15 protein-coding genes are annotated in these 11,700 nt (G+C 40.5%); 1 reads left to right on the top strand and 14 read right to left on the bottom strand.

What is annotated here, in order from left to right; translation table 11 throughout:
* Nucleotides 1–126: 126 nt before the first annotated feature.
* From ACPWSO_RS16420 to ACPWSO_RS16390, 7 genes are all read right to left on the bottom strand, one after another.
* Nucleotides 127–546, bottom strand: a complete 420-nt coding sequence (locus ACPWSO_RS16420; RefSeq protein WP_426084671.1) for a hypothetical protein — start codon at nucleotides 544–546, stop codon at nucleotides 127–129.
* Nucleotides 540–1,208, bottom strand: a complete 669-nt coding sequence (locus tag ACPWSO_RS16415) for a DUF5081 family protein (RefSeq protein ID WP_426084670.1) — start codon at nucleotides 1,206–1,208, stop codon at nucleotides 540–542. The genes ACPWSO_RS16420 and ACPWSO_RS16415 overlap by 7 nt, the downstream gene beginning before the upstream one ends.
* 12 nt (nucleotides 1,209–1,220) lie before the next feature.
* Nucleotides 1,221–1,511 carry a hypothetical protein gene (locus ACPWSO_RS16410; RefSeq protein ID WP_426084669.1) on the bottom strand — a complete coding sequence of 97 codons (291 nt, stop codon included), beginning with the start codon at nucleotides 1,509–1,511 and terminating at the stop codon, nucleotides 1,221–1,223.
* A gap of 19 nt (nucleotides 1,512–1,530) precedes the next feature.
* The gene (locus ACPWSO_RS16405) at nucleotides 1,531–1,977 is read right to left on the bottom strand and encodes a hypothetical protein (RefSeq protein WP_426084668.1); all 447 of its coding nucleotides are present in this window, start codon (nucleotides 1,975–1,977) and stop codon (nucleotides 1,531–1,533) included.
* 486 nt (nucleotides 1,978–2,463) lie between these two features.
* Entirely contained in the window at nucleotides 2,464–2,736 is a 273-nt protein-coding gene (locus ACPWSO_RS16400) for a YiaA/YiaB family inner membrane protein (protein ID WP_426084667.1), read from the bottom strand.
* Nucleotides 2,737–2,798: 62 nt separating this feature from the next.
* Nucleotides 2,799–3,890 (bottom strand): YncE family protein, encoded by a 1,092-nt coding sequence (locus tag ACPWSO_RS16395; protein WP_426084666.1) that lies wholly within the window; start codon nucleotides 3,888–3,890, stop codon nucleotides 2,799–2,801.
* 20 nt (nucleotides 3,891–3,910) lie between these two features.
* Nucleotides 3,911–5,155, bottom strand: coding sequence for a hypothetical protein (locus tag ACPWSO_RS16390; RefSeq protein WP_426084665.1), 1,245 nt, complete (start codon nucleotides 5,153–5,155; stop codon nucleotides 3,911–3,913).
* A gap of 283 nt (nucleotides 5,156–5,438) precedes the next feature.
* Between ACPWSO_RS16390 and ACPWSO_RS16385 the strand changes: the two genes are divergently transcribed.
* Nucleotides 5,439–5,606: a DUF3042 family protein gene (locus ACPWSO_RS16385; RefSeq protein WP_426084664.1), complete on the top strand. Its 168-nt coding sequence runs from the start codon at nucleotides 5,439–5,441 to the stop codon at nucleotides 5,604–5,606.
* A gap of 200 nt (nucleotides 5,607–5,806) precedes the next feature.
* On the opposite strand, the gene ACPWSO_RS16380 is transcribed toward ACPWSO_RS16385, so the two are convergent.
* The 7 genes from ACPWSO_RS16380 to ACPWSO_RS16350 all read right to left on the bottom strand — a co-directional run bounded on the left by ACPWSO_RS16380 (nucleotide 5,807) and on the right by ACPWSO_RS16350 (nucleotide 11,558).
* Complete coding sequence (locus tag ACPWSO_RS16380) at nucleotides 5,807–7,645, bottom strand: FAD/NAD(P)-binding protein (RefSeq protein WP_426084663.1); 1,839 nt, start codon at nucleotides 7,643–7,645, stop codon at nucleotides 5,807–5,809.
* Nucleotides 7,646–7,800: 155 nt separating this feature from the next.
* The gene (locus ACPWSO_RS16375; protein WP_426084662.1) at nucleotides 7,801–8,151 is read right to left on the bottom strand and encodes a DUF488 domain-containing protein; all 351 of its coding nucleotides are present in this window, start codon (nucleotides 8,149–8,151) and stop codon (nucleotides 7,801–7,803) included.
* A gap of 527 nt (nucleotides 8,152–8,678) precedes the next feature.
* Entirely contained in the window at nucleotides 8,679–9,080 is a 402-nt protein-coding gene (locus ACPWSO_RS16370; RefSeq protein WP_426084661.1) for a rhodanese-like domain-containing protein, read from the bottom strand.
* A gap of 14 nt (nucleotides 9,081–9,094) precedes the next feature.
* The gene (locus ACPWSO_RS16365) at nucleotides 9,095–10,063 is read right to left on the bottom strand and encodes an ROK family glucokinase (RefSeq protein ID WP_426084660.1); all 969 of its coding nucleotides are present in this window, start codon (nucleotides 10,061–10,063) and stop codon (nucleotides 9,095–9,097) included.
* A gap of 1 nt (nucleotide 10,064) precedes the next feature.
* The gene (locus ACPWSO_RS16360; protein WP_426084659.1) at nucleotides 10,065–10,283 is read right to left on the bottom strand and encodes a YqgQ family protein; all 219 of its coding nucleotides are present in this window, start codon (nucleotides 10,281–10,283) and stop codon (nucleotides 10,065–10,067) included.
* A 29-nt stretch (nucleotides 10,284–10,312) separates the two neighbouring features.
* Nucleotides 10,313–11,011, bottom strand: a complete 699-nt coding sequence (locus ACPWSO_RS16355) for a rhomboid family intramembrane serine protease (RefSeq protein ID WP_426084658.1) — start codon at nucleotides 11,009–11,011, stop codon at nucleotides 10,313–10,315.
* A gap of 10 nt (nucleotides 11,012–11,021) precedes the next feature.
* The gene (locus ACPWSO_RS16350) at nucleotides 11,022–11,558 is read right to left on the bottom strand and encodes a 5-formyltetrahydrofolate cyclo-ligase (protein ID WP_426084657.1); all 537 of its coding nucleotides are present in this window, start codon (nucleotides 11,556–11,558) and stop codon (nucleotides 11,022–11,024) included.
* Nucleotides 11,559–11,700 lie beyond the last annotated feature (142 nt).

The following is an 11,700-nucleotide window of genomic DNA, read 5'->3' as shown; positions in this document are numbered from 1 at the left end:
TTCACTGAGACGGTCGGCTTCCTTCAGCATAGAAAAGAGATCCATGCTTTCGATAAAGCCCACACCCTCGCTCAACGCCTGCCAATCTGCTGCATTATACTTTATATCCAACCTTTTCCTCCTTTTTTAGCCAAAAGGGCGCAGGATATCATTCTGCTGCTTTTGAATTCCTGCCAAACCTTCCGGTGCTGATTTTTTCTGATTAAAATTTGGATGTAAGCGTTCATTTCTTTCACGTTCAAAGCCTGCCATTGCTTCCTGACTTTTCTTCTTCAGCAGCTGGTCTGCAGCTACTGAAGTCTCAGAAACGAAGGTGACATACTCCGCTAAACGCTGGTAATGCGTTGCTAGCTCTTCTACACGAACCGAAGAATAGGCTTGAAACAGCTCAACCATCATCTGACCGTCACCGCCTTCATAATAAGCGCTATTATTCAAAGAAGACAGCTTTCCCGCTGCCTCATTCAATTGCTGCGTAATTTGCTGCAGCTGTGTTACAAGTCCGGAAAGCTCCTCCGGATTAACGGATACGGATGCACTTACCAATTAGACAACCCCCTTTTTCTTGTCTCATCTTCCAGTTCGTAGGTAATCCCTAAGCGGTCAACCAGCCATTTAGTCAACCAGTACTGACTTATTCGTTTTAATTTGCCCTCCTGTAAGCGATAAAGCAATCCGTCAGAAATGAACAGGACAAACTCTACCTTCTTTATTTCTGTTTCCGTCCGTTCAATAGAACCAATCGGCAGAAGATGAGAAATATCTTCCTGCTCCAGCTCAGTCAAATCAATGCGGGCCCTTCTGCTGCGGAAGCCTGCTTCTTCTTCTAAGGGCTCCCGAGCAAAAATTGTAAAATGAACATACAGGTAGCTCAACAGCTCCTCTGGTCTGAACAGCTGGAACAGATAGCCTGTCTCTGTTTTTTCCAGTAGAATGCACTCTTCCAGTAGTGCGATAAAATAACGATTTCCGATAGAAATATATTGTTCAGCATCACCATATTTTTCCACTAACAATGCGAGAAAGAAACCTTCGTCCGTTAACTGTTCTTCTTCATCCAGCAGCTGATGCCTCCTTAACTCCTTTAACCCCTGCTGATGGAATTGTTTTTGATTCATTCGGTAAAAAGTCAGGTCAGGAAAGCCAAACAGCTCATCATGACCCACCGTATCTGTCAGTATGAGCAACGCTTCTTTCGTCAACAGCATTCTTTTCCCTCCTCATATTCCTCTGATTTCTGCCATATCGCCGCTGTCAAAAACCTTACAATCTTCATCCAGCTTTTTTAAGGCACTGTGAAAATCCTGAATCATCTCAGCTACTTCTTCATGATTCTGAGACAAAATATCCAAATACATGGCATACGTATTTTTCGCTTCTCCCTGCCAGCTTGTTGTGCTGCCTGCCAGTGATTTAGCTGCGCTCAACGCATGCTTAATATCAGCCTTTGCCGACTCCGCCAGCGCCGTTGCCTGTACTAATTCACCTTCTTTAATGATTAATTTTTCCATTGCTTTCCTCCTCTACTATTTACCATTTTGGATTTATAATCTGATTATTTCTATTAAAGAAATCCTGTGTATCAGCTTTACGGTCAGAGGGTGTTGGATTCAGCAGCCTTTGCCGTTCCGCTTCAAAATGCGCATGTTCTCTCGCTTTTTCTGCTTGATACAAGGTGTTATAGTGCTCATATTTTTGTTGAGCAACGGTCGTGCCGTTCTTAATACTGCTGTTTCTTCTACTCAATGCATTCAGCAAGATTTGCAGCTCTGAAAATAATTCTTCTGCCTTGTTAATTGTCGCTTCATTCGGTGTCCCGCTGCCTTCTGAAACACCAGAAAGACTGTTTTTTGCCTGATTTAAACAATCATTTATCTGTGTTTGCTTCTCTGTATGCTGCTGTTGGAACAAGTCCAGCTCAGTTTTCAGCAGCTGATAGTCGTCTCTCTTCTTTTTATACTCTGCGGTGAGAAACATTGAATCACTCCTTTTTATTTTTCTCCTTTGTCTGTCTAAATGCTTACAATAGTAGTCATTAACCTTTCAATAAAGTACCAACACTACTATCTTTTATTAGAACACAGAGCGGAATCTTACTCTTTGACTTGCTTCAATGCATTTAGATATATAATTATAACAAATAAAATATCAAACAATGTATCAATATTTTAAATTATTATCAAAGAAAATGAGACTTTATTTTTTATCCCTTGTAAAAAAAACAAAAAATGAGATTTTTTGAAAAAAATTCTGAAACACCCATCTGACTGGCATTTCAGAATTTTAAATTTATACAAAACAAAAAAGACGGGTAGAAGCAGCCGCCACATCCAAGCTGCAGCAAACGCCGCAGACCAAAACAAATCAGAATCATCCCTTATAGCCTTGTTACACTAAAAGTATTCCTATTTGTTTTGTTAAAGATGTGATGCTTCTTTCCCCGTCTCTCAGATTATCTGTGATTTAGATAGAACCATCTTCATTTTTGATAGAATCATCCATTGCACGGAACATTTGCTTGTACCGCTCCTCATCTTCCTGATTATCTCTGATGACCTTAGCCAGAGTAAAGGAAGAAGAAATCAATCCCACTGATCCCATCAAGTAGTAGCCTTTTACCATCAAAGGCTCTTTCAATGTGTATAATCCAATCAACATTAATGCCACAAAAAAGGCAAATGACCCCCAGCTCATAAATGAAAAGGCTGGTGTGTTTCGATACGCTTTCTTTTTCATTGTTCTCTCCTTTTAAATAATGTTACCAAATTAGTATAACATTGCTAACAAAAGAAGAACAGTTATTTTTTTATTAGTTCGGACAATTCGAGCTTCAGTACACGATCGACTTTATTTCTTGTAAATTTCCTAAAAAAACTGCTTGAAGATTCGTAAACCGTATAAAGATATTTTCCATCGCTGGCAATCTGCTCCATCCGCTCCGGCATATCAATACTCGGTGCTGTTTCTTGATCAATAAATACCTCTCCTTCAACATAATCCTCTAAAATAATCAGCTTTGACGGGTTTCTGCCGCCATTAGATTGAGACAATAGCAAATAATCCTTGTAGAAAGCAGCTCCTTGGATTCGCTGATCAATCAGGGCTGATTGAATAGGAGAAATCTTAGTTTTATGCTTCACATGAATCTGTCCTTGACTGCCTGTTTTAAAGGCACCTCGATTATCCAGTGCGTACTTCTCAATAACCCCATCTCTATTCTCATCAAAATAGCCAACATACAGGTGCTGCTGATGCCAGGTCACAAAAGAGGCCCGCTTGATTTCCGGTAAAAGAACAGACTGATCATAGGCTATTGGCTGGCTGCTTTTGGAAAAGTCATATGCTTCCAGATTTCTTAACTGAACAGCCGCTAATTGTGCCTGATTATCTTTTCGAGCGCAAATCCAGAGATTTTGAAACTCCGAGTCATAGGATATTCCACCCACATGAGGCTTGCCCTGAAGCACAATCGTTTTAAGGTAGCTTCCACTGGATTTATCTAATACATACAATACAGAATTATGCTTTTTATCATGACAATACGCACTAACAATTAGATAATTTTCCGTAACCGCAACACCTTGCTGATCCATCTCATTACAAACAGAAGCAGTCTGATTTTGATTACTGCTTAGGGTCTTTGTAGTTAATAAACCCGGAATAATGAATAGCTGTTGTGCCTTCGGTTCTTCTAACGCTTGGTAAAGCTTCGGGAAGTTCTGCAGGATGGCTAACTGCTCCTCTGTTGAATAAAGAGCAGCGGACGTGTTGGTTTCTGTTCCATTTGATTCCCGAATAAGCGGCTGAAAAAGCAAGTATCCCCATAGACAACTAACATAGGCCAATCCCGCAAGCAGAATCGGGTAGCCATATGATTTTCCAATCTTCATTTTTTACCTGCTTTCTGTCTTTAATCTTCCAGCGTATGCAAAAATTGAATGAGTGAAGCAACTTCATGATTCTTTTCAAATGGCGACAGACAGTCCACCGCCTGTTGCAGCTGTTCTGCTATTTCTCCAGATTTCATCTTACCTGAGCGAAAAACAACCTTTCCCGACAATAGCGGAACAAGATTTTCACCAACGGCTAAATAGTCATCGATAACGGGCACCTGGGTCCGATTAATAAAGAACAAATTGAAGGTGTAGCTGTTTTCTCTCTTTCGACCAACTATCACAGGCTTACTTCCTGCTCCTTTTTTGAAATTTTTCCATTGAGAAGTTAGAAACAAGATACTCTCAATTAGTTCATTCTTATCAGGCCCCTGCAGCTGAACAGCAGGAAAAAGCCCCGGAACTACACCTATATTAAGCAATGGGTACTCCTTTCGTTCAATAAACGCTTCTGCCTCGACAGCCAGACTAGGCAAAGAAGCAGCTCCGCCCTGATAATAGCCATGGGATTCCCTAGTTTCCCCGTCAAATGAAATAAAGTAATGAGGAAATATGTCTAAGATGTCTAGCATACGCTGAACTGCTGCTGTCCCCCAAACCAAAGGTTTATGCTCCTCTGAGGAGATATAAAACTGTTCTGGAAATTGTGCAGCAGGACTATAATGGAAGCCCCAGCTTTCTCCTTGAAGGTTCATCCGAATCAAACGGCTGGCTGCTGTTTCTACTGAGCTTTCTCCATTGAATCCTTCGTTTTCAAAGCAGTGATAACAGCTGGGATTCGGCTGTTTTTTATGAAACAGACTGAAAAATCCGCTCATTCGCTCCTCTGCTGTTTCGGTTAATTCACTGCATTCTGCTCCTAAAAAATTCTGAGGAGCTGCTGACCGTTCTAGTGGAGCGACATAGCCCGTTTGACAACACAGGTTATAAAAATATTCTGTTGCATCAGCTGGCTTTTTCGCATAATATTGAGCGAAAAGTGCATTAACAACAGAGGGAGGCGGTGTCAGCAGCTCTTGAAATTTTTTCTGCAGCTGATTTTTTTCCCAGTCTGTATCCGCTATTTTTTTATTTTTTACTGCAATCAAAAGGAATAACTGAATAGGTGTTTCAGCCGCCTCAGAAAAAACTGTTTTTTCGTCTGAATATCCACCGACCCATTCAAGGATTCGATTTGTTAAGTATAAACGGTCCAGCTCCATCCATCCGCCCAGCTGAATTGCTGAATCATTGAATTGTTTGATTGCTTGTTCTAGCTTCATTATTTTCTTTCCCTTCCCATTCCATCATTCATAAGGAATTATCTCATTTTTCCTGATTAATTTCATTCCTCAAGCACATATTCACTAAAGAAATAGGAGCTGCCTGCACTAATGGAATAACCATATCAAAGAAGAACCAGCTGCCACCGTCATTGTGCTGTTGTATTTTTAATCAATTGATGGAGAAATATATATTCCGCTACTTTACATAACAGTTGGCTTTTTTGATCTTTTGCTTCATAATAGTAAGAGAAGAATCATTTATAACGAGGAGATGGAATTTATGAAAAAATTTGTTTCTGGTCTATTAGTTGGAACTGCAGTTACTTGTGCAGCAGTTGCTGGTCTTGCTCTAACAGTTAAAAAAACAGTGATTGATCCAATCGAAGAAAAAGAAAACATGATTGAAGAAAACCGCAAGAAAGCTATGCGTAAACGCGTTTCCCGCTAAAGAAATACATAAAAAAAGCCGAAGACTTCTCTTTCATCTAGAGAAATCTTTGGCTTTTTTTATTAAAGGGATTATAAACTTTTCCAGTCGTAAATAAAGGAATACCAAGCGGTTGTGAGGAAGACCTCTGGCTGATACCCAGCCTCACGAGCAAGCGCTCAAACAATCTGCGCTGTTCAGCTGTTCTAATTTCTAATTCCTCATGCTAAATATTCTTTCAAGATGCGTGCGGCAATACAATCTGCTTCTCGCAGATTCCATGGGTCCGTTCCCGGTCTGGAGGTAGCGGCTGTTAGCCAATGAATCCCTTCTGTAGGAATTCCATAACAGAATAAACCTGGAACAACCTTTCCTTCTCCATCAATCAGCTGATTAGAAACCGCTTCTACATCAATTGCTCCTGTATAGTGAGCTTCTCCATCGATGGTTAATCGATGACGTCTGCCAACCTTTTCTTTAAGCAGCTGCTGCATCAGCGGACTAACACTTCTTTTCACATCAATAGAAGGAATTCTCGCTTCCATCAAAAAGAATGCATCGTATTTTTTTTCAGGATCATTTGCTGAATAACCAATAAATCGTCCGTCCTTCATGTCTATCTTCATTTCCGGCGCCAGAATTGTTACTACACCAGCCTTCAACAAAGCCGAAAGCTCCTCCATTCGTTCTAAAGGAGGACCAATAGACAAAAAGGAATCTAAGGAAATGAATTTTTCCAAAAACTGCTCTTTGTACTCTTTTTCTGTGAACAGCTGATGATCCAGCATAAAACGGACCTGATCCCGCATATCCTTCAAACTGTCGAACGCACTGCTTAGAGGACCATCGATATTCCCTTTTCGGGCCTCTCCGGCATCATGAAGAACGTAGTTTAAAACGGCTTCTGAAAAATTCTTGTAAGAAGACAAGCCCTGATCTGGGTGCTCAATTTTAGACCAGTCCCAATAATCCTCTTCTGAAATTGCATATTTACTGATGACTGTGCTGTCTCCTTTTTTTCGGATGTACTCCTCTGCAAACCGCTTTTGATTGATTTCAGGATACTTCTCCTTGATTAAGGCTGAATAGTAAACAAATTCTACTTCTTTTTTTAACAAATAAAAAAATTCTTCCGCTGGAAAGCTGCCTTTTCGTTTCCATTTATTCAAATTCTTCTGTTTGAGAAAGCGTGGCTGATACTGTTCCCCATAGGATTTTTGATTGACACCACGGGCATGATAAGGAAAGCCTCTGCCGGAACCAGCCACAATCAGGGGCTCATTCCCGGAGGGCAGGTAATCCAGCTGGCCATTTTTCCGCCGGAAAGTACCACCGCGATTGACAGTCAGCATGGTCATATAATCAAAAAAGGATAGACCTAAACCTTTTAACAGCACTGTCTGTCTGGGTTTAACAGCATCAAAGAAGTTATCTGCAGCATTCTTCGGTTGTGAATAAAATAGACGATGTTCTGCTGCATAGGCAGCTAGCTCCTTCTCAGCGGCTGTCCCTTCAACCTCTTGATGACCAAGAGCCAAGACCACTTTATCTGCTGTAATCTCTACTGATTGTGTGTATACAAGAAATCCTTCTTCCGCTTTTCGAACTGCACGAACGGTATCATTAAAGAAGGTGACAGAGGTTTGCTCCGTCATTCTCGTTCGAATATATTTGTAGAACCAACGCTGATACACGCCATAAAAAGCTCTGGAGCAATGATCATTCGGCCCTAGATTTCGAGCTTCATTGATAAAGGCTAACGCACCGCTAAGCTCCTCCTGAATAAATTCTTCGGCGTAATCCCGCGCCCACTCATAAAGATTAGGACCTTTCGCTACTGGTCCATCTGTACCAAGGGTTTCATCTGTAAATAAAGTGACCTGACAAGCCACTGTATTCATTTTTAGAGACAGCGGCTGATCCTGCCGCCAGATTTTCCCTCCGGGTCCATAAGGATCAAACATCGTGATTTTTAAGTTTTTGACATCTCTCGAACGCTCAACAATTCGTTCCAAAGCAGACAAGCCTCTAGGACCGCCGCCGACTATCACAAGCTTCATCTCATTCCTCCTTTCTTCTCATTACGCTTATATAAATAGGATAAACTTTTCATTAATGCTAAACAAAAATCGGATAAATTTCTTACAATTAGCAGCCTGCTTCCACATAGCCTAGGCGCGAAATATAGGAGTTGCTCCCGAATCTTTCTGGAAAATTAACTCACTAGGTTTTCGATAACTTCTTTTAAAACCACAGCATTATTCATTTTTTTATTTTTCGCTCCATAAATAAGAGTAACCTTTTCTTTTTTTGTCAGCTCCAACAGCTGTTCAACTACTACCGGGTTTTCTTTAAGTTCTACTTTGTATTTCTCTTTAAATTCGCTAAATTTCTCAGGATCGTGATTAAACCATTGCCTTAATTCCTTACTGGGAGCTGCTGCTTTCAGCCAATAGTCAATCTGCGCCTTTTCTTTGGACACCCCTCTGGGCCACAGACGGTCAACTAAAACACGACAGCCATCTTCTGCTTCCGGTTTTTCATACGCTCTTTTCAGATAAATCATAACGATCCCCCTCTTCCATTGTATCTTAAAATAATAAAAAGAAAACTATTTCTATTTGGAAATTTTTCTTTCGAGTATCGCTGCAGGTAAAAGAAGTCTGCAACCCCTTTAGTAAAAAACAGAGAAAGCAGCCTTCCTTGCTTTTTTAGGTTCTATAGCTAACTGACAATTTCTCTTTGTCTAAAAACTGCTAGTAAAATAGTGGGCGTAGCTTCGATAAGTAGTCCTTGAAAAAATTAGCTCGCTCCGTTCTAATCAAATGATGCACAAGCAGGGATCACATGGAAATAGAGCCATTTATTTGAATCATTGAATAGAGACTTTCCACCTATAGACAGGCTATCAGGTGACTAGACCTAACTCTGCGATTACTCCAGATAAAGCAAAGCTTAGCAGCTCAGCTAATTGACAGAGTTTCCTTTCAAATAAAAAACCTGAAACAAAACCAGAAGTTTCCTGCTTTTTGTTCCAAGTTTTACAATTATTTCAGTTTTTTGTTCTATCAACAAGATTTGATATAGAGCCTTTTATATAGTATTTTTCTTTTTAATTTTACCTGTCCAATTGTCGTACCCTTCTTTTAGCACATACAATTCTTGATAACCGGCTTTCTTTAGCTTGCGTGCAACACGCAGGCTAGTTGAACGCCGCTGGTCATAAAGATAGACTGGCTGATCTTTACGAATCGACTGCATACCGGTTTTTAATTGAGAAGACGGTACATTGCGGGCACCTAAAATATGCCCAGCATCAAAGGAATCTTTTTCTCTCACATCGATTACCTGTGCTTTTCTCATTCCTTCTTTAAATTCATCATCTGTCAGCAGTTTAGCTGTTGTCTTTCCTAAAATAAATGTGTACAGCACATTTCCAACCATCATCAAAAGAATTGCACCTAAAATAATATTCAAAACCATTAACACAGACATCTAAAAACCCTCTCTTACTCTTCGTTAAATTTTAATGCCAGAGAAGCAGCACCTACTACACCGGCTTCATTTCCTAATATAGCTAATTTTATTTTTGTACTTTCCCGAACCTGCGGGAAGGTAAATTCATTGAAATAGTTCTCAACACGGCTTCTTAAAAATTCGCCTGCTGCTGAAACGCCGCCACCGATGACGATTGACGAAGGATTCAGAATATTTCCAATGTTCCCTAAAGCCAATCCAAGATAGAAGCATACCTTATCAACAACCATCAAAGCAAATGCATCGCCCTTTTCAGCGTATTCAAACACATCTTTACTGCTAACAGCCTGACCATCATCAATCATCTGTTTCAGTTCAGAATCTCCAGCATATTCTTCTGATAGTTTTCTTGCCAATCTAACAACACCTGTCGCACTGGCTACCGTTTCCAGACAGCCCCGCTTACCGCAGGTACATTGAAAACCTTCAGGATCAACAGTTGCATGCCCGATTTCTCCTGCACAGCCAGCTGTTCCGTGCAGCAGCTGACCTTCTGCAATAATACCGCCGCCGACACCTGTACCCAAAGTAATGAAAGCCACATTTGCATCATTTTCACCAGCGCCTTTCCAGCGTTCCCCCAGCGCAGCCACATTTGCATCATTATCTACAGTATAAGGAATTCCTGTGCCGGCTTCAATCAGCTCTTTCACTGGCTGAACTGTTATCCAGTTTAGATTGTAGGCGCCGACTACGGTACCAGCTTCGATGTCTACGCTGCCTGGAGTTCCCATACCGATGCCGACAAAATCAGATTTGTCCATTCCATAAAGAGAAATACGATGGTTGATCGACGCAATGATATCAGGTACGATATGAGTTCCGTCATCTAGAATGTTTGTTTCAATGCTCCATTTTTGCTGAATTTCTCCATCCAGCGTTAAAATCGCGAACTTGATTGTGGTACCGCCTAAGTCAATTCCTATAATCTTCTTATCCATTTCATTCGATCCCTTTCCCTTGTGTTCTATTTTCTTCAATTCTGTGCTCACGGTTCAGAATTCGCCGGGCATGAAGGTAGGTCTCTTTATCAACCAACTGACTATCATAAAGATTCTTCAGCTCAATCATCATCAACTCAATATCATAGATTCTGGCGCCTACATAGATGTATATCCCAAATCTTTTGAACAGCTGCTGAACATCATATAGCGTTTCCAAGTCAAAGCACTTCCTTATCATTATACAGTTTAATAAGCATTTTTAAAACCTAAGAAAAAGCAAATTACTAGAATAAAAACAAAAATCATTCCACTGATAATACGCTCATGAATATTGAAGGACTCCGAGCGCTTAGGTACTGCTAAAAATGTCGCTGTTAAAAGTCCGCCAAGTAAACCGCCAATATGTCCAGCGATGTCTACAGACGGGCTGAACAGGTTAAAAAATAAGTTGATGGCAATAAAAATACCATATTGCCTCGACATAAAAGTAATCGCAGGATCATTCCTGAAATGTCTGCCTAAAATCAGAAAGGCGCCAAACAAGCCAAACAACGAAGTGCTGGCACCAGCTGAAACCGCACCTTGACTAAAAGCAAAACTCAGTAAATTACCGGCTATCCCGCTTAAAAGGTAAATTGCCAGATAACGCCAATGTCCGTAAATATTTTCGACCTGCCGTCCTACATAATAAAGTGTAACCATGTTTATAGCAAAATGCATCCAGCCTATATGTAAAAACATCGGAGTGAAAAAACGCCAGAATTCATGATTCTGGACAACCGATTGCTTCTGCATCGCTCCCCAGCGCAGCAGTACTTCATTCACTTCTGATCCGCCTGTGAGCTCCATCCCCAAAAAGAACACAGTTGTAACTACTAATAATCCATATGTGATAAATGGCTGGTTAAATATTCGCTTTCTTTTTATCTTTGTTTGATAATCCATCAAATCCTCCTTATCGAATAAACAGTTTGTCTACTCTCTGGTCAAATTCTTCAATCTGCCAGCTTTCCTGAATTTGTTCGCTAAATACCAAACTACAGCTTTTCCCTTGAAAATCCTTTAACACACGGTCGTAATAACCTCCCCCAAAGCCTACCCGATACCCGTTAATTTTAAAAATTAAGCCTGGAACAATCAGCAAGTCAATCTCTGACAGCTTAATTTCTTTTTCTATCGCCGGCTCTTCTACACCAAAAGCTGATTCAACAAAAACTGATTCAGCAGTAATTTGATGAAAAACCAAGCCGTTTTTAGTTGTTTTTGGTACAACTATCTGCTTACCTTCAGCCCAGCCCTGCGTCATTACAGGTGCGGTGTCCAGTTCAAACGGCAGCGACTTAACAACTCCTACAACAGCAGCCTGTTTCCAAACTATATCGTAAAATAATTCTTGATATAGTTCAGCTTCTTTATTTTTCTTGATTTCTTCATGTCGGAACAGCCAATTCAAATTCGCGGCGCCAATTTCCCTAATTGCTTTCTTTTTCATTTTTTCCTATTCTCCCGATAATTATTACTCCCGAATATTGCTGATACAATTCATCACTTCAGTGTCATCCCTGCTCTGAAATCCCAGTTTTCAGCTGATTCATCCAGTGTATTAAAAAATGGCGGAAATAGCAATTGAGTTC

The organism is Enterococcus sp. LJL51, from assembly GCF_049894025.1.
GTDB lineage: Bacteria > Bacillota > Bacilli > Lactobacillales > Enterococcaceae > Enterococcus_L.
Note: the sequence above shows the minus strand (reverse complement) of the source record. Positions and strands in the feature narration are given on the sequence as shown.

Bases quoted from the DNA above. Each gene is read 5' to 3' on its own strand.
- ACPWSO_RS16415 (WP_426084670.1), bottom strand. From the start codon at position 1,208: ATGCTGTTGACGAAAGAAGCGTTGCTCATACTGACAGATACGGTGGGT.
- ACPWSO_RS16410 (WP_426084669.1), bottom strand. From the start codon at position 1,511: ATGGAAAAATTAATCATTAAAGAAGGTGAATTAGTACAGGCAACGGCG.
- ACPWSO_RS16405 (WP_426084668.1), bottom strand. From the start codon at position 1,977: ATGTTTCTCACCGCAGAGTATAAAAAGAAGAGAGACGACTATCAGCTG.
- ACPWSO_RS16400 (WP_426084667.1), bottom strand. From the start codon at position 2,736: ATGAAAAAGAAAGCGTATCGAAACACACCAGCCTTTTCATTTATGAGC.
- ACPWSO_RS16395 (WP_426084666.1), bottom strand. From the start codon at position 3,890: ATGAAGATTGGAAAATCATATGGCTACCCGATTCTGCTTGCGGGATTG.
- ACPWSO_RS16390 (WP_426084665.1), bottom strand. From the start codon at position 5,155: ATGAAGCTAGAACAAGCAATCAAACAATTCAATGATTCAGCAATTCAG.
- ACPWSO_RS16385 (WP_426084664.1), top strand. From the start codon at position 5,439: ATGAAAAAATTTGTTTCTGGTCTATTAGTTGGAACTGCAGTTACTTGT.
- ACPWSO_RS16380 (WP_426084663.1), bottom strand. From the start codon at position 7,645: ATGAAGCTTGTGATAGTCGGCGGCGGTCCTAGAGGCTTGTCTGCTTTG.
- ACPWSO_RS16375 (WP_426084662.1), bottom strand. From the start codon at position 8,151: ATGATTTATCTGAAAAGAGCGTATGAAAAACCGGAAGCAGAAGATGGC.
- ACPWSO_RS16370 (WP_426084661.1), bottom strand. From the start codon at position 9,080: ATGTCTGTGTTAATGGTTTTGAATATTATTTTAGGTGCAATTCTTTTG.
- ACPWSO_RS16365 (WP_426084660.1), bottom strand. From the start codon at position 10,063: ATGGATAAGAAGATTATAGGAATTGACTTAGGCGGTACCACAATCAAG.
- ACPWSO_RS16355 (WP_426084658.1), bottom strand. From the start codon at position 11,011: ATGGATTATCAAACAAAGATAAAAAGAAAGCGAATATTTAACCAGCCA.
- ACPWSO_RS16350 (WP_426084657.1), bottom strand. From the start codon at position 11,558: ATGAAAAAGAAAGCAATTAGGGAAATTGGCGCCGCGAATTTGAATTGG.